Source organism: Streptomyces sp. NPDC048196 (assembly GCF_040652715.1).
GTDB lineage: Bacteria > Actinomycetota > Actinomycetes > Streptomycetales > Streptomycetaceae > Streptomyces > Streptomyces siderophoricus.
In genome coordinates this window covers 135,990-156,575 of sequence record NZ_JBEZMM010000010.1, presented here as the reverse complement: position 1 = coordinate 156,575, position 20,586 = coordinate 135,990, and the positions used below count along the sequence as shown (strand labels likewise).

Genomic DNA, 20,586 nt, shown 5'->3' with positions numbered 1-20,586 from the left:
GCCGTACTACGATGGGGCCGTGGCCGGAGGGGCTGACCGTCGCCTGGACGGTGCCCGTCAGGCAGGACTCGTCACGCAGCTGCGCGAGTTGGGCATGGCGTGGGTGTAGCGCTTGTCGGCGTGTGGTCGTCCGCCGCAGCAGGCAGTGGTCGGCCACACTCCAATCTGGTGCTCAGTGCGTAGGTGTCTGACATTGTTTCAGCTGGCGAACGGTACCTGCGCCGTCTGCTCCGGCCGGGGGTCGTGCGGGTGGTGCCACAGGCCCTGTGCGGCCAACCGTGGCAGCACTCCCTCACCGAACCAGTACGCCTCCTCCAGGTGCGGATAGCCGGACAGCACGAACTCGTCGATGCCAAGGGCGTGGTACTCGCGGATTCGTTCGACGATCTCGTCGTGGCTGCCGACCAGCGCGGTGCCCGCGCCACCGCGCACGAGGCCGATGCCGGCCCAGAGGTTCGGGTGGATCTCCAGGCTCTCCCGGCTCCCCCCGTGCAAGGCGAGCATGCGCCGCTGTCCCTCCGACTCGCTGCGGGCCAGTCCGGCCTGTACAGATTGCACCGTCTGCGGGTCGAAGCCCGCCAGCAGGCGGTCCGCTTCGGCCCACGCCTGTTCGGAGGTGTCGCGGGTGATGACGTGCAGGCGGATACCGAAGCGGACGGTGCGCCCCTCCTGCGCGGCCAACGCCCGGATCCAGGCGATCTTCTCTGCGACCTGGGCGGGCGGCTCACCCCAGGTGAGGTACACGTCGGCGTGCCGTGCGGCGACCTCCCCGGCCACGGGGGACGAGCCGCCGAAGTACACCTCGGGGACCGGGTCGGGTACCCGGGCGAGCTTCGCCTCCTCGAGTTGGAGGTGCTCCCCCGCCAGGTCGACGGTCTTTCCGTCCCACAACTCGCGTACAGCGTGGAGGAATTCGCCGGTACGGCGGTAGCGGGCGTCCTTGTCGAGGAAGTCGCCGTAGGCGCGCTGCTCGTGGCCCTCGCCGCCCGTGACGACGTTGAGCAGGAGCCGACCTCCGGTCTGCCGCTGGAAGGTGGAGGCCATCTGCGCGGCCAGCGTGGGCGAGACGAAGCCGGGGCGGAAGGCGACCAGGAACTTCAGGCGCTCGCTGTGCTGGGAGACCATGGCCGTGGTCAGCCACGCGTCCTCGCACCAGGCGCCGGTGGGGGTGAGCGCACCGACGAACCCCAGGTCCTCGGCGGCGCGGGCGATCTGGCTCAGGTAGGCCACGGTCGGCGGCCGCTCCCGTCCGAACGCGGTGGCCGGGGTGCCGTGGCCGCCGCCGACGACATGGCGGCTGTCGCCGTTGGTCGGAAGGAACCAGTGGAAGGTGAGGGACATGTGAGGTCTCCGATCTGAATATCCGCTGCCCACTGCCCGTCACAGCAGTCCGTGGCGCGGTGGCCGTGTGCCGCTGAGCACGTATCTGCCGATGTGCTGGATCTTCCAGCGGGCCGGGTCGTGCAGGGTGTGGGTGCGGGCGTCACGCCAGTGACGATGCAGGTTGAGGGAGTTGAGCGCGGAACGGGTGCCGGCCACCTCGAACAGGGCGCCGGTCACCTCGACCGCGACGTGTGCCGCGTGTGCCTTGGCGGCGGCCACGGCGATCGACGCCTCGGCCGCCGAGTCGTCGGTGAGGTCGGCGCGCGCCGCGTCCACCGTGCGGGCCGCCTCGCGCAGCAGCGCCTCGGACGCCCGCAGCTCGACGGTGAGTTCCCCGAACCGCTGGATCAGCAGCGGGTCCTCGGCAGCCGTCTCGGCCCCGCTTTCGAACCAGGGGCGGCTCTTGGTGCGGACGAACTCGGCGGCTTCGGCCAGGGCACCCCCGGCGATTCCCGCGTCGATGGCCGCGTGCAGCAGCTGTGCGAGCGCACCGTGGAGTTGGGGTTGCTGGAAGGTGAGGTGATGGGGCAGGACACGGTCGGCCGGAACGGGCACGGCGTCGAGCCGCACGGTGCCGCTGGCCGTGGTGCGCTGACCCATTCCGTCCCAATCGTCGATCACGCTGAGGCCGGGGGCGTTTCGGGGGACGTAGGCCACGTGCAGGTTCTCGTCCTCGGCGCGGGCGAGGACCGGGATCCAGTCGGCGAACAGCGCACCGGTGGCGTAGTGCTTGACGCCCGTCAGGACGTAGGAGTGGTCGGAGCGTGGTTCGAGGCGGGTACGGATGTCCTGGACGTGTTCGGTGCCCGCCTCGGACTGGGCGTTGCCGAAGCGGCGTCCGGCGAGCACCTCGGCGAAGAAGAACCTCTGCTGCTTCTGGCCGCCCTGACGGCGTACCACGTTGACGTAGACGAAATGGCTCTGCGGGATCTGGGCGAGGCTTGCGTCGGCCGAGGCCAGCAGCCGGAAGATCTCGGCGAGGGTGAGCATGCTGACGTCTGCACCGCCGTGCTCGGCGGGGACAGTGACGGCGAGGAGCCCCGAGGCGGACAGTTTCTCCACCTCGGCCCGGGGGAGGTTGCGTTCGGCGTCGCGTGCACTGGCTCCAGCGCGGAATTCCTCGGCCAGGGCGGCGGTGACGGCGAGGGCCTCGGCGTCGTCGGCGATCACGTGCGCGGACATGGTGCTCAGCCGGCCGCGGCCAGGACCGGGCTGCGACCCAGCGCTGTCGAAAACTGGTCGATCACCTGGGTGAGTGCCTGGGCAGCACTCGCCGCGACGGCCACAGAGCCGTCGTCGCGCACGGTGATGTCCTTGTCGAGGGTGAACCAGCCCTGCACGATGTGGGCCGCGCCCATGGAGCTGAGGACCGGGCGGAGCGCGTAGTCGATGGCCAGGACATGGGCCGTCGACCCGCCGGTGGCCAGCGGCAGCACGGTTTTGTCTGTGAGGGCGTACTGCGGGAGCAGGTCGAGGAGTGCCTTGAGGACGCCGGAGTACGAGGCCTTGTAGACGGGGGTGGCGATGACGACGCCGTCCGCGCGGGCGAACAGTTCGGTGACCTCCACGATGGCGGGGTGTCGGAAGTCGGCGCCGAGCAGGGCCTGGGCCGGGATGGTGCGGACGTCCAGCGGGATCACCTCGTGACCCTGTGCGACGAGCCGGTCGTCGAGGTGGCGCAGCAGCCGGTTGGTGCGGGAGGAGGCGGAAGGGCTGCCGGAGACGGACAGGACGGTGGTCATGGGTCCTCTTTCGGGGAGCGGGGGCGCCCGCGCATGACGGGCGCCCCCGGGGAGGGTCAGGAGTACCAGGTGGGTTCGGGCAGTGCGCCTTCGAGGACCCAGCGGCCGACCTCACGGCGCTTGTAGGCGACGGGGTCGTGCAGGGTGTGGGTGCGGACGTTGCGCCAGAAGCGGTCCAGGCCCTCGGCGGTGGTGGTGGATCGGGCGCCGGTCACCTCGAAGATGCGGCTGGTGATCTCCAGGGCGACCTCGGTGGCGCGGGCTTTGACGGCCGCCACGCGCACCTCGAACTCGCCGCGGATCTGGTCGGTGACCGCGCTGGGGTCGTCGTGCAGCTTCTGTCCCTCGGCGGCGACGGCGTCGGCGAGCGCCTCGGCTGCCCAGAGCTTCGCGGTGAGGTCACCGTAGGTGTCGATGACGTGGGGCTCGTCGACCGCGCGCTCGTGGCCGCCGTGCAGCCAAGGCCTGGTCTTGCTGCGGGTGTAGGTGGCCGCCGTCTCCAGCGCGCCGCCGGCGATGCCGAGGTAGAAGCTGACGAAGACGAGCTGGATGGTGGGCACGTTGAGGGTGTTGTAGGTGCGCGGCTGGAACTCCTTGTCGACATAGCCGGCCGCCGAGGACCACGGTGTGCGAACGCCGTCGATGGTGACGCTTCCGCTCTCGGTGAGCCGCTGGCCGATGTTGTCCCAGTCGTCGTGGAAGGTCAGGCCCTCGCTGTCGGAGGGCACGATCGCGAAGACATGATGGTCGGTGCCGTGCAGGACGCCTTCGAGGACGGTGACGTCGGAGACCTTGCTGCCGGTGGAGAAGGTCTTGCGGCCGGTGAAGACCAGGTCGTCGCCTTCCTCGGTGACGACGACGTCCTTGTCGCGCGGGTTGACGGCCCCGCCGAAGAACCAGCGGTTGCGCGCGGCCTCGGCCTCGATGTGCTCCCACTGTTCGCGGGTGCCGACCAGGCGGGCGGCCCAGTTCCACAGGTAGTGGTAGCCGAGGAGCTGGCCGATGGAGCCATCGGCCTTGGCGACCTCGCGTACGACGCGGTAGGCGGTGGTCCAGTCCTGGCCGGCGCCACCGTGCTCGACGGGGCCGAGCAGGGTGACCAGGCCGGAGTCCTTCAGGAGCTGGACCTCGGCGTACGGGGTGCTGCCGGCGCGGTCGCGTGCGGCGGCGTCGGTGGCCAGGACCGCCGCGACCTCGGCGGCGCGTGCGATCCAGTCCTGAGCGGTCGCCGGGGCGGGGCGGGTCTGCCATTCGGTGGCCGTGGTGGTGCTCATACGGGTGACCTCCTTCGCAGGGCGGAGCAGTGTGGGAGAGGCGGGTGCGGTCAGACAGGCGCGGGGGCGGGGTAGGGCTCGTCGTCGGAAAGCTGCGCTTCCAGTTCCCGTACAAGAGGCAGCACGCGCTTGCCGAAGTACGCGACCTCCTCGTGGTAGTGCAGAAAGCCGAGGAGAAGGAGGTCGACGCCGAGCCTGCGGTAGGCGACGATGCGCTCGGCGATCTGCTCGGGAGTGCCGATCAGTTGCGTGCGGAAGCCGTCGTTGTACTGGACCAGGTCCTCGAAGTTCGAGTCCTGCCACATGCCCTTGCCGTCGGCGGTGGACCGGCCCGCCTGCTTCACGGCCGCACCGAAGCCCGCGACGGCGTCGGAGTCGGCCTTGGCGACGATCTCCCGGAGGGTGTCGCGGGCCTCGGCCTCGGTGTCGCGGGCGATGAGGAAGCCGTTGAGGCCGAACCTGGGTGGCGTGCGGCCTGCTCGGCCCGCCGCGGCGCGTACGTCGTTGATCTGCTCGACGACTCCGTCGAAGTCCTTGCCGTTGGAGAAGTACCAGTCGGAGACCCGGCCGGCCATCCGCTGGGCGGCGGTGGAGTTGCCGCCCTGGAAGATCTCCGGGTGGGGGCGCCCAGGGGCGCTAAGCGGCTTGGGCTTGAGGGAGAAGTCACGCAGCCGGTAGAAGTCACCGGCGAGTTCGGTGTGGTCCTCGGTCCAGATCTGGCGCAGGGCGCGGATGAACTCCTCCGAGCGGCGGTAGCGCTCGTCGTGCTCCAGCCAGGGCTCGCCGAGGGCGGTGAACTCGTCCTTGAACCAGCCGCTGACGACGTTGACGGCGAAACGGCCGCCGGACAGGTGATCTGCGGTGGCGCCGAGTTTGGCCAGGACCCCCGGGTGCCACAGTCCGGGGTGGACGGCGGCGATGACCTTCAGGCGCTCGGTGGCCAGCAGCAGGGCAAGGCTGAAGCTGGTCGACTCGTGCTGGAACTCGGCACCGTAGCTGGCCATGTAACGGACCTGGCTGAGCGCGTACTCGAAGCCGTTGTTCTCAGCGAGGACGGCGAGTTCGCGGTTGTAGTCGTACCCCCAGTCGGTGCGCTGCTCGATCGTGCTGGTGACCAGTCCCCCGCTGACGTTAGGGACCCAATAGGCGAATTTGATGGGCGCGGGCATGCGGAACTCCTGTTGCGGAATGCATGGTCGTTCAGGGACGCCAAATCCCGGGAAAGGGGCGGGCGCGCGGCAGCGCACAGTTCAAATGGCGCGGTGAAAACGCGGCAGCGGTATGTGCGGCGACAGCCGTGGCATGACCAAGGGGCGGCAGATCGCGAGGATCAGGCCGCTGAGCAACAGGAGGCGCTGAAGACGCGCGCGAGGTCGACATGGCGTCGCCGCGTGAGGTCCAGTCGCATCTTCATGCCGTCGATCGTGGCAGTGGCCGCTCGGGACAGTCAAGGGAAATCCGACCGGTTCCATATCGCGGACCACCGGATTTCACGAAGCTGTGACAGGGAAACCCTTGAACCGGTCCCGGGGCGTAGGAATTCTGCTGCCGTGCGGACAGAACAACTGGAATACATCGCCGCAGTGACGCGTCTCGGCTCGCTGCGCCGGGCCGCGGAGGAACTCCGCCTGTCCCAGCCGGCATTGAGCGAAACCGTCAGAAACCTGGAACGCGAACTGGGAGTCGATCTGCTGGAACGCAAACGCACCGGGGCGACGATGAGCGCGGAGGGCCGGGAGCTGCTGCCGCACATCGCCGGCGTACTGGAGGCGGTGGACCGGCTGCGGGCCGCGGCGGGCGAGCAGCACCGCATCAGCCGCATGGTGCGGGTGGGTACGGTCAACGCGGCCACCGTGCCGCTGCTCATCCCGGTGGTGCGCGCCTTCCGTGCCGCGCACCCCGTCACCCAGGTGGAGGTGGTCGCCGCGCAGCAGACGGACATACACCGGGCCCTGACCGAGGGCGGTTTCGACCTCGGCCTGGTGAACCACCTGGAGGGCGACGACGTGCCGCCCGCCCTGGAGTCGACACAACTGCTGCACGGGCAGCCGGTGGTGTGCCTGCGGCCCGACAGCCCGCTCGCACCCCGGGCCGCGGTGAGCGTGGACGACCTGCTGACCCAGCCCCTGATCGCCATGCGCTCCGGTTACGTCATGAACCGCTATGTGCACCGGCTCCTGAACGGCCGCACCCCGTCCCTGGCGTACTCCACCGACGGAGCGGAAATGGGCAAGCTGATGGTCGCGGAGGGGCTCGGGGCCACTGTACTGCCGGACTTCAGCATCATCGGGGATCCGCTGGAACGACTCGGCGCCATCACCTACCGGCCACTGGCAGGCGCCGCGCCCCGGGTGCTGCTGATGCTGCAAGGACGCAGAGCCCAGTCCGTGCCGCGGGCGGCGCGTGACCTGCGGGAGACATTCGTGCGCCGGGCCGGGGAACTGGGCGGGACGCTGAGCTCATCGCCGAACCAGGAGGCTGATGCGGCGACTGGCTGAGTGGCGGTGCCGTGGTGGTGCCGCAGGGCGACGTCTGCGGCGGCCGGCCAGGCGCTCAGGGCGTTCTCTCGACGGGGTCCGGCGTGACGCCTCGGTCCAAGAGACCTGGTGGAAAGCGGCCGCGACGGGGTGCGAGCGGGGCAACCACGCCGAAAGCCTGCGGTGCCCTGCACGGACACCGGGGACGGTTCGTCGGGTCGCGCAACCGCCAGGCGGAGTTGCGTGAGCGGCACGGCCACGAGTGCCTGAGGGCGGCGGGGGCCGGTCCCCAGCACAGGCAGAGGTCCGGCGACTCCTGGACGTTCTCCTTCCCCGCCCCAGACCCGACGATGACCCCACGATGACCCATCGCCCACGCACCGAACTGGTCCCACTGGCGCAGACACCACCAAGCCACCGCCCGGCACTGCCACTACCGAAGAAGTACCAGCTCAGGCAACGATTCCTGACTGGAGCACCAGTGCTGTCAGTGCCCGTTGATAACGTGCTTCGTCCAGTCGTGGAGTTCATGAAGGGACGGGTACGTGGGGAATGTGGCATGCCATCATGTCAGCGAGCAGCGGTTGGCAGAGGCGCTCGACAACATCGACGGGCGGGCCTACACGCGGTGGCACTCGCTGCGGTACGGCAACATCTCGCCGACGCTGATCCGGGCCATGGCGGACGAACTGCTCGACCATGTCGCCGCGCGAACAGTGACGGAGCCGGGGCTCGACGCTGCGGCCGGCACGGTCGCCGTCACCGCCGCGGAGTGTGTGCACGGAGTGCTGAGCATCATGTGCTTCCCGGACGGGGACCAGGAACTCCGGTTCCCCCTCGTCGGGGAGCGGATCAGCACCGACCCGGACGACGACGAGTTCGGGGACGGTCCCCTCACCTTCGGGAACGTCGTCAACGAGGCGCCCACCGCGCGGACCTGGCTCGACATGTTCGAGATATGTGTCGTCAGCGGCCATGTGTGGGACTGGGAGCGGGTCACCGGGCTGCTGCTGCGCGGCGACTACGCGCCCGCCATCCGTGACGGCGTGCCCTACAACCGGTACACCTCCGTCTCCGACCCCGCCGACCTCGCCGCCATGGACGCCCTGTGCCCCTATCTCACCGAGGCGTCCGGGCATCTGCCCCGCGACTGGCCTACGGTTCCGCTGCGCAAGCCGGACGCCGGGGAGCGCGCGGAGGCCGCCCGGCGGCTCGACGAGGTGGGCGACGCGCTGAGCGCGGACCAGCGGCTGCTCCGCGTACTCCTCGACGACGACCAGCACGCCTTCGAGGACGCCCTCGTCGCCCGGCTGGTCGCGTACCGGAAGAGCGTCGAGGCCGATGCCGGTGATCCTGCGCCCCGGTCCCTCCTCCCCCTCGGCATCCTTGCCCTGGCCTGCCTCGCCGTCCAGGTCCATGGGTGGGAACTCGGTGTCCGGTCGGGGTATCTGCCGTACGGTCTGCTGGGATCGCCGGACGCGCCACGCCGGGCGGCAGAGGAGAACCGGAACAACTTGGGCCGCTGGGCCGCCAAGTAGGCCACCCGGGGTGCGGAAGTGGGCATGGCCCAACATCCAGGACATCGTCGTGGAGACGGGCTCGTCCCCACCGAGGCAGCGCGCGGACGGCCTGCACCGGATGGGACCTAACAACCACGCGGTGCAGCCGAGTTCGAGGGTTCGTACACGGCTGTGGTCGGGGCCGGTCGGGGCCAGCGGGGGGGTCGCGGTGGATCCGGGTGCGAGGGAAGAACCGGCGCTCACGAGTGAATGTCGTGCCCTCCACGGCGCCGTCCTTGGAGACCGGACCGACAAGTCGTCCGTCGCTGTCGCGGATCCCGATCCGCACGCCGGGCTTCCGGTGCGCCCGCCGCCACGTGCCGAACTCGAGCGGCCTGCGTGCCCCTGCCGGCGCTGTGCGCTCCTCGGGCGGCTCTTCCGGCGGAGGGGTGAAATCCAGGACACAGACTCCATGGAACCCACCGGACCGGCCGGCCTCGCTCGTGGCGATCCTTCCAGTGCGCTGCGCGAGTTGGGCCGCGGCCCCGAGGCCGGGAGCACAGGCGGGGGCGTCCACCAGGCGAACGCCAGCTGCGGCATATCCCTGGAGCACGCGTCCGCCGGCGTGGTCGTCGCCGTACGTGGCTGGCTGGCTGGCTGGCTGGCTGGCTGGCTGGCTGGCTGGCTGCAGCATCCAGTACCGCTTGCCCGCGGCGTCGAGGGCGGATCTGAGCAGGAAACCGGACGTCGGGTCGAGCCGGCCATTGGGCTGAGCAGCGAGGAGGCCGCCGAGCATGACGGGTTCCGGTCCGATACACCCCCCGGCCTCGACGAGTGCGGCGAGTTGGTCGCCATCGGCTTCCGCCGCGCGCAGAGGGACGGCATCGTGCGTGATGAGCGACCAGGGGCCCGCAGTCGCACTGCGGCCCTGGTCTGCTCGTCGACGGGGCGGTGGTGACCACGTCCAGGGCGAGCGGGGCGGGGACCATGTGCGCGGAGGCGAGATAGACCGCCGTCACGGACAGGACAGGGCGCGAAGCCACCCCGCCATGCTGCTCGGCCCACCCCGACCCAAAGCCCCCGTTTCCCTAGACCAAAAACGTAGGGGCACCTCGCGCTCGCTTCATCCAGCGCGGCCCGTTGCCCTACGCCGACGACACCGTCATCGCCGTGACTGGCATCATCATGGCGCGGCCAGTCGTGTAGCTGACCGCGCTGACCGTGCCACAATTCGTCAGGATCGGCAGGACGGCCGGACGCTGAGCAGCTCAGTCCGCAGCACGGGCGTGCCGTCGACAGGCGCCGGATCCTGCGCAGTTGGTTCGATACCGCCAGCAGCGATCTTGTCGAGAGTCTCCAGGCCGGTGGCACCGACCGTGCCGAACACCGTGTAGTTCGGTCGCAGCGCGGAGTCGCCGTAGACGACGAAGAATTGCGAACCGTTCGTGTTCGGCCCGGCGTTGGCCATCGCCAGCAAGCCGCGCCCGTAAAGGCGACGGACGCCGGTCGGATCGCTCGGTGCCGGCGGCAGGTCCACTGGCAGCTCGTCTTTGTACTTGTACCCCGGCCCACCCTCACCAGTGCTGGTCGGGTCGCCACACTGCAAGACCTTCAGCGTTGGATACGCCGTCAGCCGATGGCACACCGTACGGTCGTAGAACCGGTGCCGCGCCAGGTGCACGAAGCTCTGGACCGTGCACGGCGCCTTCGCCCGGTCCAGACGCAGCGGGAGCGAGCCCTGGCTGGTCCGAACAGCCATACCGACCGTGCCGTGACTGGGGGTGTGCCGCGGATCGGGCGGCAGGGGAACCCACCGCGCCGCCGGCTCGTCCGGGGTCTGGGTGTACTGGCAAGGACCGTGCGTGGTTCGCGGCGGGTCATCGGAAGCGGAGGCGGTGGTGCTGCCCCCGGACACGACCAGCGCCGCTGCAGCCAATGCGGTCATGAGAGCTCGGCTCATCCTGCACACCCTCCAGAAGATCGCCAGATTTCGGAGCGGTCGCAGTCTAAAGCGCGGCTCGGCGGGCGAGAACCCGGCCGCCAGCCACATCCGCCTCCCAGCCTTCGGCCCGCGGCCGCAGGCCACTTCGTTCAGATGCGGCACAGCGCCGGCTGGCCGATCAGGGCGGCCACCCGGTGCACGACGGATGCCCCCGAACCGGCCCTGTCCTCCCGAAGCTACGGCGAATTGACGGACCAAGAGGACTGAGCGCAGCGATGTACCTCGGAGCCGACACCCCGATCGCCTCGCGCTGCCACATCACCACCAGCTCCTCACAGACTGCTGCGGATGCCCCTTGCCGGCAGCCTGCCCACAACTGCCGCACCCTGCATAACCAACCGGCACAGTGCCCCCGGGGCGGCTGGCTGAATTCCCCACCCCTGGCTATGGGCGGGCGGACAGACCTGCTCGCCCAACTCCCCCACCACCTGCACGCTGACCTGCGTACGAGCGCCGCACGGAAGGGTGTTCCCCACGGGTCGTGTCAGAGCCGGTAGGACGGATCGAACGGACACCGCCAGGGTTCGCGGAATTACGTGCACATACTCCTCCGCCTGGGATACGGCCCGCATGACCCCCGCACACCGCGACGCCGGGTGGGCCAGGTGCTGACGATCACACCGCGAACCGACCGCACCGTGCACGAGGGCGCACCGGGTCGGGTGGCGCCGCCTGCCGCTGTGGATGTCCACGGCATGACCGGACGTGCGCCATTGGTGTGACCACGCGAAGCCGTACGCCACCGGATAGGACAGCAGCTCCTAGGCTCCCTGCGAGAATCTGCGGAAGGTAGGTGACCTGGAAACATGGCCCGCACCGACATCGTGCCGTACCTCCCCGCACTGCTGGTTCCGGTCATCACGGGAATCGTCGGTGGCGCCGGACTGGTCATCAAGGACTATCGGGTGCGCCGAAGTGTCGACCACCGAACCAGGCAAGTGATGGAGAAGGCCCACTTGCAGGTGCAGTTCCTCCATGACTGGGTGACGGCCAGGCAACTGCTCGGCTCGCTGGAGGAGGAAGCCGGCCAAAAGGTCCGGGAGTACCTGGAGCGCTCCTTCACGTCGGCGCAGGAAGCAGCCGCAATCCGCCAGGAGCGGAAGGCCGTGACGCTACGACGGCTACTGCTGCTCAGACCACTGCACTCGATCGGAGCGCACCTCACCCGCGTACTGTTCTGGGGAGCGCTCGTGCTCGGAAACTACCTGATCATCCGGCTCGGAATTCAGATCGCCACTGAGAGGAAAGCACCGGACAGCGCCTTCACCGCTGCCAGTTTTCTCACAATCTTCCTCTTTTTCGGCGCATCGGCCGTCTTCTTTCGTACCTGGTGCGTCGCCCTCGACGAAGCAGCGAAGCAGTCCGGGTCCCAGCCTCCACCGAACTGGAGCCAAGCGCCGACGCCGACCGGGAGGAAAAGGACGAGAAAGCCGCCACCGAATTGGAAGCAGGAGCCGTAGCGTGCGCCCAGAGGCGACATTATGGCCCTCAGCAGAGAAAGGCGAGCGGAGACATCGCTGGTGCCGTCAGAGCACTCGCCCAGCTGCTGCCCGACATGCAGCGAGCACTCGGCCGCGAACACCACCACACACAGATCACCCGCAGTAACCTCCCCAACCTCCAGGCGAAGCGGGAGATGTGACTGGCGCCGTGACCACTTTGACCGCACTGTTGGCGGACCGGACGCAGGGCCTGGGCGCGGAACACCCCAGTACGCTGCTCAGCTACAGCGCCCTTACCCGCTGGCAAGCCCACACAGTTGATACCGCCACAGTGACCGAATCGTTTACCGACCTGCTGGAGAAGATGCAGCGGGTACTCGGCCCGGACCACCCCACCACAGGCAGTCCGGGAGCTCGGAGATCTCAACACCGTGATGGGCCGTGGGCAGAAGCCCGCCGCGCAGCGTGGGAGGCAGGCGAGAGCTACCAGGCTCCCCGGCTTGCCCGGCAGCATGGCCAGTGACCGTGACCCCAGTGGCCGTGGCGGCCCCAGGACTTGGGGCCGACGACGCGACCGGGTTGTGGGAGGCATGCCTGGGCGTGGCCAGCTCGATCGACCGGTACGAGACGATGCTGATGCTGATGCACAAGGATTCGTCAAAGAGGGAGAGTTGGCGTGGCAGGGAAACTATGCATCGGCCTTCTCGCTCGCGGGTGTGGTGCTCGGCGGTGTTCTGACGGGGTTCACCCAGCATGCTGCCCAGCGGTCGGCGGATCGAGCCGAGGAGCGGCGCCAGTCGATAGCGACCACCGAGTTGCGCCGGGCCGAGCAGGTGCAAGCGATCAAGGACTTCCTTGCGTGTGTCCGAGACGCTGAGCGAGTCGCCTGCACCCGCCCGGAACCCCGGGGCGCCGACGAGGACGGCTGGATGACCACGGCGCAGACCGTCATGACCAAACTCTGGACGGCGGATCGCGGCGTCGCCCTGCTCTATGACGCGGCCTTGGAGAACCCCGCCCGCGCCTACGGACGCGCGCTCAACCAAGCGGTCTGGCGGGAGACAGGTGACCTGGAAGTCAACGAGCACCTGGAAGAGCTCGGAGCGGCGCCACTGCTCGAAGTCGGCACCGCGGGCCAGTGCCTCCTCCACCTCACCCGGTGCGGCGGGATTTCGGCGTCGGCGGCGCGCGTTTTCCCGCCACGGAATGTGACGGGCAACGGCTCGGTCACCGGGAATCCGGACCCACCACTGGGAAAACCACCCCACCCGCGACCCTGACCCCCGTACCTGTCCGGGCGAGCCCTAATACCATCGGGCGTTCTCCGACGGACGCTGACGCCCGCTGGATCGTGCCCGCCGCCCAACGCCCGGCACGACGACTCCACCGCATGGCATGGAGTCGAGCATCGAGGAGAGGAAAGTTCATGCGCGTCCGGAGCATCGCCACGGCCACCGCAACAGCATTGGCGCTGGTGGCTGTTCGTGACCTTGTCCAGAAGAAGCACGCATTGCTCCGGAACTTCCCCGTGCTCGGGCACGCCCGGTACTTGTTGGAGACGATCGGGCCGGAGCTGCGGCAGTACATAGTGACCTCCAACGACGAGGAGCGCCCGTTCAGTCGTGACCAGCGCACCTGGATCTACGCGTCGGCGAAGGGGGAGAACAATTACTTCGGGTTCGGAACCGACAACGACGTCGAGCACACGCAGGGGCACGCCTACCTGAAGCAGCGCACGTTTGCCGGCACGCTGCCCGACGTGCACGACCCGCAGGCCCCACTGCCGTCGGCCAAGGTGCTGGGCGGGCCGCGCGGGCGCGCCAAGGCGTTCCGACCGGCGAGCGTGGTGAACATCTCGGCGATGAGCTTCGGATCGCTCTCCGGCGCGGCGATCACGGCGCTCAACAAGGGGGCGGCGCTGGCGGGCACCCTGCACAACACGGGCGAGGGCGGTCTCTCGCCGTACCACCGCAACGGCGGCGATCTCGTCCTTCAGATCGGTACGTCCTACTTCGGCTGCCGCAACGAGGACGGCAGCTTCAGCATCGGCAAGCTCAAGGATGTGGTCGCCGGCGCCCCGGTCAAGGCGATAGAGATCAAGCTCTCCCAGGGTGCCAAGCCCGGGCTGGGGGGAATGCTGCCGGGCGCGAAGGTGACCCCGGAAATCGCCGAGATCCGCGGCATCCCGCTCGGCGAGGACTGCGCTTCCCCGTCGCGGCACACCGCGTTCGGCGACGTCGACTCGATGCTCGACTTCGTCGAGCTGCTCGCCGCCGAGACCGGCCTGCCGGTCGGGATCAAGAGCGCGGTCGGAGAGATGGAGTTCTGGCAGGAGCTGGCCACGCTGATGGCGCGTGGTGACCGTGGTGTCGACTTCGTGACCATCGACGGCGGCGAGGGCGGCACCGGGGCGGCGCCGCTCACCTTCTCCGACTCGGTGTCGCTGCCCTTCCGGATGGGCTTCTCCCGGGTCTACGGCGTCTTCGCCGAGCGGGGGCTGACCGACGACCTGACCTTCATCGCCTCCGGCAAGCTCGGCCTGCCCGAGAACGCCGCGGTCGCCTTCGCTCTGGGTGCCGACATGATCAACGTGGCCCGTGAGGCCATGCTGTCGATCGGCTGCATCCAGGCCCAGAAGTGCCACACCGACAAGTGCCCCACCGGCATCGCCACCCAGAGCCCGTGGCTGGCCCGCGGCCTCGACCCGGCCTCGAAAGCCACCCGGGCCGCCGTCTACCTGCGCACCCTCCGCAAGGAGCTGCTGAAGGTCTCGGCGGCCGTCGGCGTCGCCCATCCGGCGCTCATCACGGCCACGGACATCGAGATCATGAACGGCGACTACGAGGCGCGCACCCTGGCCGGCGTCTACGGCTACAAGGACGGCTGGGGCGAGCTCGGCCCGCACCTCGCCGAGGAGATCACCGCACTGCTCACCGCCGGGCAGTCCTCCGACCAGAAGCCGACCACCTGACGTGCCGATCACGGCAGGCACCGCGCCCGCTGCTCCCCTGCCCTGAGCGCGCACGTGGCGCCGGCCGGTGGCACCCTTGTCTTCCCTGCTCCACGAACAGCCCCTGCCTAGGTGATCACAACATGAGCGAAAAAGTGCGATTCCCGAGCGTCGTCGGCCCTGAACTGGCCGGAGTGATCGACCTGCCGGACGGCGAGATCCGCGGCTGGGGGATCTTCGTGCACGGATTCACGCTCGGCAAGGACTCGCCGGCCGCGTCGCGTGTCAGCAAGCAGCTGGCACGCGAGGGGATCGGCATGCTGCGCTTCGACAACCTCGGGATCGGGGACTCCGACGGCGACTGGGGGGACGGTTCCTTCACCGTCAAGGTCCAGGACACGGTCCGTGCCGCAGCCATGATGGCGGAGCGAGGGACCCCGGCGGACCTGCTCGTGGGGCACTCATGGGGAGGCGCCGCCGTCCTCGCCGCGGCGGCCGAGGCGACCGGCGTCCGCGCGGTCGCCACGATCGGGGCGCCGGTCGATCCCAGCCACGTCGAGCGACAGTACGACGCGGTCGTGGATCGCGTGCTCAGTGATGGGTCGCACGAGTGGTTCGTCGGCGGGAGGACCCTGGTCCTCAAGCGTGCCTTCGTCGAAGACGTCCGCCGTGCTCATCTGCGGGACCGGATCGGCGAGTTGGACCTGCCGCTACTCGTCCTGCATTCGCCGACCGACAACACCGTCGACATCGACAACGCCGGCGAGATCTTCCGCGAGGCACGACACCCGCGAAGCTTCGTCTCGCTCGAAGGAGCAGACCACCTCCTGACCGCCCGGGGACAGGCACAGCGAGCCGCCCGCATCATCAGCGCCTGGGCCGATCAGTACATCCCCGGGTAACGGCCCGCAGGAGACTCTCGGGTGGTTAAGTGCTCGCTCTCGCTTCAGGCACGCGGCGGACGGTGGCCATGATCACCGCTCGCTCTCGTGTCTCGTGGCGGTCCTGGCGCACATCGGTGTACTCGGGGTGTCGGCCCACGGACTCATCGGCTTCCGCCGTCTGGTCTGCCCGGCCGGCAAGACTGTGCATGGTGCCGCGGCCGAGCCATCCTTGGGTGACGCTGCAAGGGCGGGCTGGTTTATCGGCCACCTTGTGCATCGTGTCGTCCAAGACGCGCTTGCCGATGGCCGTGCGGTCGGCCGCCTGAGTGTCGTCCTCGACGTCGTCTCCTGCACCACCTCCACCAGGGGTGAGCAGGCTCTGCCACGGCGTTTCGTCCTGGTGTTCTGCCGCTGCGGCCCCCCTTTGAGGTGGGCGCCGGCGGTGGTTCGGTGCGGGCGCCGGCCGCGTGCTGATGTGCCCGCACGATGGTGGAGGCGACCGAGGTGTCCCAGTCGGCCTCCCCGTCCGCGTCCGCCTCGGCTTGAACCTGCTGGAGCAGGCGTTCCCAAGTTCCGTCGGCCGACCACGGGCGATGGCGTTCATAGACGGTCTTCCATGGGCCGAACCATTCAGGCAGGTCACGCCACTGAACGCCGGTCCGCATCCGGTGCAGAATCCCCTCGATCACCTGCCGGTGATCCCGCCACCGGCCACAACGCCTGTTGCTGACCGGCAGGAACGGCTGCAGCCGTTCCCACTCGGCATCCGTCAGATCACCCGCCCATGCCCACATCAACGACACGATTGGGAATCGTCACATGATCGGTCGGACAAGTCCTAGGCGGGAAGGAAGGCCGAAGCCGCGACGGATGGAAACTGCGGACAGAGCCTCGAACGTCTCCGTCCTCACGCTGTGGGCATGCGCAGTTCCACAGTTGAAAGAGCCTGTCGACGCTTGGGATGCTCAGCGCCGACGCGGGATGCCCAACGTCTGTATGAGGTGGGCGAGTTCCTCCCTGAAGAGCTTCTCCGGGCTGGTGGTCTGGTTGCGCATGTGGCCGTAGACCTCCAGTGACACCAGTCCATGCAGGTGCCCCCAAATGCGTAGGGCGAGGGCGACGGCTGCGGGCGGCAAGTCGGGGAAGGCGGGACGCACCTTCGCTAGGAGCCCGGAGTCGAAGTCGGACCAGTCGAAGGCGCTGCCCTGGTAGAGGTGCTGGGCGTGGGGCCAGGCGGCTGCCGCGAGGGCGGTGAGCCCGGTACAGACCCGATGTGCGGCATCGGGGGCGGGGCCTCCCTCGGGGGCCTGGTAGCCGGGCACGGGGTCACCGTAGATGAGGCGGAATCCCTGGGGGTTGACCAGGGCCCAGGTCCGGAAGGCGTTGGCCCACGCCTCGATCCGGACGGCGGGTTCGGCGGAGGGCGTGGCTTCCCAGGCCGTGTCCACAGCGTCGGCCAAGGCGGTGTACACGTCGTTGATCAACGTGGTGACAAGGTCGTCCCTGGTCGGGAAGTACCCGTAGATGGCGTTGGCGGTCATGCCCATCTCGCGGGCGATGGCTCGCAGGGTGATGGCGTCCGGCCCGCCCGAGGCCATCAACGCCAGTGCCACCTTTTTGATTTCGGCGGTGGTTTCGGCCCGTAGCCGCTCGCGCCTTCCGCTGCTTCCCGTGACTGCCATAACAGGCACTCTACAGCGTCGACTTACTTCGTTTCGTGCAGATACTTCACGGCGTATAGTTTGTGCACGGCGTCACCGTTAGGGGCGTCCCACTTCTGCATGCACAGGGGAGAACCATGCACATCGGAGTTATCGGTGCCACGGGCACAATCGGCAGCCGCGTCGTCACCGAGGCCCTCCACCGCGGCCACACCGTCAAGGCGTTCAGCCGGGACGCCGCTCAGGCGCAGCGCGAGGAGCGTCGGGACGACATCACTTGGGCGAGCGTCGACGTCTTGGACGCGAAGAGCGTCGCCGGCGCCCTTTCCGGACTCGACGTCCTGATCAGCGGCTTCCAGCCGGGCAATGCCGCAAAGGACTTCGCGGACACCGTCCGGCGCTCGATCGCCGACCCCACCGTCTACGCGACAGCGGCGCGAGCCCTGCTGAAGGCCCTGGAGAGCCGCCCACAGACCCGGCTCATCGTGATCGGCGGCGCCGGCAGCCTCGAAATCGAACCGGGGGTGGTGCGAGCAGACTCCGACGAGCTGCTGCACGCCGCACTCGACCAGCTGGGGCTGCCCCGCGAATACGCCGCAGCGGTACGCGGTCACCGCGATGCCCTGGCCGTCCTGCGGACCTCGAACCGGCTGTGGACCTACTTCAGCCCCGCAGAGGAGATCGGCCCCGGCGAGCGCACCGGCCGCTTCCGGATCGGCGGCGACCAGCCGGTCCTGGACGCTGAAGGCCGCAGCCGCATCTCGGTGGAGGACGCGGCCATCGCCTTGATCGATGAGGCGGAGCTGCCGCGCTTCGTGCAGCGGCGCTTCACCATCGGCTACTGAAAGGTACCGCCCACGGCCCCGTGGGGGACCTCACGCACTCCCCCACGGGCCAAGTCGACGTCCATCTGAGCCCACCTGCCGGTCGCCCTTCCCACGTGCCGGCCCGGACATGATCCAAAGAGGTGCCGCCAGTACAGCTGCGTGACAGATCCACAGGGGACCGTAGCCATCACGCAACCGCCGCCAGAATCCCGAACTCCCGAAATTCCCCAGGGTCTGCTCGACTTCCCACTTGGTGGAGCGGGTGAACGATGAGGCCGGGAGCCGGGCCCCGGAACGCCTTGGCTTAGCCCAGCGCGTCCATCTGGACGGTGACACAGTCATCCAGCCGCTCCTCCACGGCCCGCGTCGTCAGCGAGAGCCAGCAACAACCACGCCCGGCCCCGGCTCCAGCCCGGCACCGGTTGCCGACAGCCTGCCCACCGGCCCTCCCTGGTCCATTCCCAGGCCGGGCGCAACGGCTCCTCGCCGAGGCACAGTGCGAGATGCCGGTCGCCGTCCCGTACCAGAAGATCAGCCCACGGGTCGCCGGATCGGCATCGCCGGCCTGACACAACGAGGACCTTCGCGTCACTGCGAGAGGCGCCGCTCATGGCTTTGCCTCGTGCGCACAACCTGCGTTCGCCTCCGCTCGGGGCGGGGAGCACGCGCCGCTCGGTCGGCGCGTGCTCCCCACCCCGTCTCGGTTGCTCAGCCGAAGAAGCGGCGCAGCGGAGCGAGCCGGCGGATCACCAGCCGGTCCAGCATCAGGATCAGCAGCATGGAAATCCCGGCGAGGGGCATGGCCACCCCGAGGACCAGCATGATCAGCGCGACGCCGCGGGTCACGCGGGCGTCCTGGGCGCGGCGGGGTGCGCCCAGGCCCTTGCCGGTCGGGCGGCGCCGCCACCACATCACCACGCCGCTGATGGCCATGCCGATGACGGCCAGGCACGTGCCGAGAGCGACCAGGAGGTTGGGCAGGCCGAAGCGCTCGCCCTGGTGGAGTGCGATGCCTTCCTCAACGAGCTTGGACAGCAGGCCGTACTGCGGCCAGCCGTAGGAGGCGAGCACCTTGCCGGAGTACTGGTCGAGGAAGAACGGGCGCTGCTGGGCGGGGTCCGCCTCGGACTTGCCGGAGATCGTGTAGACGCCCTTCGGGCCCTGCGGCAGGGTGACGGTGAAGGTGCCGGGCACGCGCGCCTGGTGGGCGAGGGCGACGGCCCGCTCGATGGACAGGCCGGCGGGCGCGGCGCCGCTTCCACCCATGCCACCCATGCCACCCATGTGACCAGCGTGCCCCTCATGCCCCTCATGTCCGTGACCGGTGTTCGAGGTGGGGACCTGGACCTTTTCCGCCGCCCAGGGCACGGAGGTGTCGGGGTTGGAGGTGAGGTGGTCGGCGGTGGTAGGGACCTTCGAGGAGACCTTGTAGTCCTCCGCGCTCGGCGTTCCCTGCTTCGTGGCGGTGATGACCTTCTGCAGCTGCTGGCCCCAGATGCCGGTCCACGGCAGGCCGGTGGCGATGAGCAGGAGCAGGAGGACGGAGACGGCGGCGCCGACGGTGGCGTGCCAGCGGGCAGGTCTCGCGCCGTCCGGTCCGGCCGCGGCGGGCGCGGGCCCGCCACCACAGGTACAGCCCGGTGAAGGTCAGGATCGCCGCCCAGGAAGCGGTCAGCTCCATGAGGCGGTCGCCGACGTCTCCGCTGAGCAGGTTGCCGTGGAGCTCGCGGACGTTCCGCATGAAGGTCTTGGCGTTGTCGACCGATCCCAGCACCTTGCCGTCGTACGGGTTCACGTACACCGACACGGTCGGCGCCCAGGGGCCGCCGCCACCGGCGGCGAGGGTGACCATCGTGCTGTGTTCGCGGTCGCTCGGCGGCGTCACGGACTGGATGGTCGCCTCGGGCTTGGCCTTGCGTACGGCGTCCACCTGCTCGGCCAGGGGCACCGGCTTGGCGCTCTGCACGGCGTGGACGGTGCGCAGGTCCTTGTAGACCCAGTTTTCGTAGGCGGGCTTGAACAGGTAGATACCGCCGGTGACGGCGAGCAGCACCAGCAGCGGGGTGCCAGTAGACCGGCGTAGAAGTGCCAGCGCCACAGGGTCTTGTACAGCTGATTGCGGGAGGGCCGTACGCGGTCGCTGCCGCCGTCCGGCTCGGGCTCCGGCGTGCGGTCCGGTCTGTCCTCGGAGCTGTCTTCGGAGCTGCCTTCGGACAGGCTCGGGGCGTGCGTCATTGCGGTGCGTCTTTCGTCGTACCGCGCGGCCGGTCAGCGCCGACCGCACGTGAGGGCAGGAGGAATCCGGAGGGCCGTGGGGACAAGCGCGACCGCCCAGCGGGCAGGCGCGCGAGGCGCTCTCCGGGAAGCCGCGTGCGCCGCGCAGGGCACGGCGCCTCCTCGTCATGGGTGTCACGGTGCCCGTGCCGGCTGGCGGGCCCCGGCGTT

At 69.3% G+C, this 20,586-nt stretch carries 16 protein-coding genes and 1 pseudogene; 8 read left to right on the top strand and 9 right to left on the bottom strand.

Annotated elements, in window-relative coordinates; genetic code table 11:
• Nucleotides 1-198: 198 nt before the first annotated feature.
• From AB0E02_RS14115 to sfnG, 5 genes are read right to left on the bottom strand one after another with little or no spacing between them, the layout of a single operon-like run.
• Nucleotides 199-1,341, bottom strand: coding sequence for an LLM class flavin-dependent oxidoreductase (locus AB0E02_RS14115; RefSeq protein ID WP_362138687.1), 1,143 nt, complete (start codon nt 1,339-1,341; stop codon nt 199-201).
• Nucleotides 1,342-1,380: 39 nt separating this feature from the next.
• Complete coding sequence (locus AB0E02_RS14110; RefSeq protein ID WP_362138685.1) at nt 1,381-2,565, bottom strand: SfnB family sulfur acquisition oxidoreductase; 1,185 nt, start codon at nt 2,563-2,565, stop codon at nt 1,381-1,383.
• Nucleotides 2,566-2,570: 5 nt separating this feature from the next.
• Complete coding sequence (gene ssuE / locus AB0E02_RS14105; RefSeq protein ID WP_362138683.1) at nt 2,571-3,125, bottom strand: NADPH-dependent FMN reductase; 555 nt, start codon at nt 3,123-3,125, stop codon at nt 2,571-2,573.
• 56 nt (nt 3,126-3,181) lie between these two features.
• Nucleotides 3,182-4,399 carry an acyl-CoA dehydrogenase family protein gene (locus AB0E02_RS14100; protein WP_362138681.1) on the bottom strand — a complete coding sequence of 406 codons (1,218 nt, stop codon included), beginning with the start codon at nt 4,397-4,399 and terminating at the stop codon, nt 3,182-3,184.
• Nucleotides 4,400-4,449: 50 nt separating this feature from the next.
• Nucleotides 4,450-5,568, bottom strand: a complete 1,119-nt coding sequence (gene sfnG, locus AB0E02_RS14095; protein ID WP_362138679.1) for a dimethylsulfone monooxygenase SfnG — start codon at nt 5,566-5,568, stop codon at nt 4,450-4,452.
• A gap of 381 nt (nt 5,569-5,949) precedes the next feature.
• Here sfnG and AB0E02_RS14090 point away from each other — a divergent pair, with 381 nt between their 5' ends.
• From AB0E02_RS14090 to AB0E02_RS14080, 3 genes are all read left to right on the top strand, one after another.
• On the top strand, nt 5,950-6,897 hold the full coding sequence (locus AB0E02_RS14090) for a LysR family transcriptional regulator (RefSeq protein WP_362138677.1): 948 nt from the start codon (nt 5,950-5,952) through the stop codon (nt 6,895-6,897).
• A 524-nt stretch (nt 6,898-7,421) separates the two neighbouring features.
• Nucleotides 7,422-8,414 carry an immunity 49 family protein gene (locus AB0E02_RS14085; protein ID WP_362138676.1) on the top strand — a complete coding sequence of 331 codons (993 nt, stop codon included), beginning with the start codon at nt 7,422-7,424 and terminating at the stop codon, nt 8,412-8,414.
• 433 nt (nt 8,415-8,847) lie between these two features.
• Nucleotides 8,848-9,333 carry a hypothetical protein gene (locus tag AB0E02_RS14080; RefSeq protein ID WP_362138674.1) on the top strand — a complete coding sequence of 162 codons (486 nt, stop codon included), beginning with the start codon at nt 8,848-8,850 and terminating at the stop codon, nt 9,331-9,333.
• A 276-nt stretch (nt 9,334-9,609) separates the two neighbouring features.
• On the opposite strand, the gene AB0E02_RS14075 is transcribed toward AB0E02_RS14080, so the two are convergent.
• The gene (locus tag AB0E02_RS14075; protein ID WP_362138672.1) at nt 9,610-10,320 is read right to left on the bottom strand and encodes a peptidylprolyl isomerase; all 711 of its coding nucleotides are present in this window, start codon (nt 10,318-10,320) and stop codon (nt 9,610-9,612) included.
• 863 nt (nt 10,321-11,183) lie between these two features.
• On the opposite strand from AB0E02_RS14075, the gene AB0E02_RS14070 reads away from it, so the two are divergent.
• The 4 genes from AB0E02_RS14070 to AB0E02_RS14055 all read left to right on the top strand — a co-directional run bounded on the left by AB0E02_RS14070 (nt 11,184) and on the right by AB0E02_RS14055 (nt 15,671).
• Nucleotides 11,184-11,837, top strand: a complete 654-nt coding sequence (locus AB0E02_RS14070) for a hypothetical protein (protein ID WP_362138670.1) — start codon at nt 11,184-11,186, stop codon at nt 11,835-11,837.
• A gap of 653 nt (nt 11,838-12,490) precedes the next feature.
• Nucleotides 12,491-13,099, top strand: coding sequence for a hypothetical protein (locus AB0E02_RS14065; RefSeq protein WP_362138668.1), 609 nt, complete (start codon nt 12,491-12,493; stop codon nt 13,097-13,099).
• Between the two features lie 146 nt (nt 13,100-13,245).
• Nucleotides 13,246-14,790, top strand: coding sequence for an FMN-binding glutamate synthase family protein (locus AB0E02_RS14060; RefSeq protein WP_362138666.1), 1,545 nt, complete (start codon nt 13,246-13,248; stop codon nt 14,788-14,790).
• Nucleotides 14,791-14,912: 122 nt separating this feature from the next.
• Nucleotides 14,913-15,671, top strand: a complete 759-nt coding sequence (locus AB0E02_RS14055; RefSeq protein WP_362138664.1) for an alpha/beta fold hydrolase — start codon at nt 14,913-14,915, stop codon at nt 15,669-15,671.
• Between the two features lie 239 nt (nt 15,672-15,910).
• Here the strand turns inward: AB0E02_RS14055 and AB0E02_RS14050 are convergent, their stop codons facing one another.
• Both AB0E02_RS14050 and AB0E02_RS14045 read right to left on the bottom strand, forming a co-directional pair.
• A complete protein-coding gene (locus AB0E02_RS14050; RefSeq protein ID WP_362138755.1) occupies nt 15,911-16,447 on the bottom strand; it encodes an IS5 family transposase in 537 nt (178 codons plus the stop codon).
• 171 nt (nt 16,448-16,618) lie between these two features.
• Nucleotides 16,619-17,335: a TetR/AcrR family transcriptional regulator gene (locus AB0E02_RS14045; RefSeq protein ID WP_362138662.1), complete on the bottom strand. Its 717-nt coding sequence runs from the start codon at nt 17,333-17,335 to the stop codon at nt 16,619-16,621.
• Nucleotides 17,336-17,451: 116 nt separating this feature from the next.
• On the opposite strand from AB0E02_RS14045, the gene AB0E02_RS14040 reads away from it, so the two are divergent.
• Nucleotides 17,452-18,159, top strand: a complete 708-nt coding sequence (locus AB0E02_RS14040) for an NAD(P)H-binding protein (RefSeq protein ID WP_362138660.1) — start codon at nt 17,452-17,454, stop codon at nt 18,157-18,159.
• Between the two features lie 690 nt (nt 18,160-18,849).
• Here AB0E02_RS14040 and AB0E02_RS14035 read toward each other — a convergent pair.
• Nucleotides 18,850-20,545, bottom strand: a pseudogene (locus AB0E02_RS14035) (PepSY domain-containing protein).
• Nucleotides 20,546-20,586: the final 41 nt, after the last annotated feature.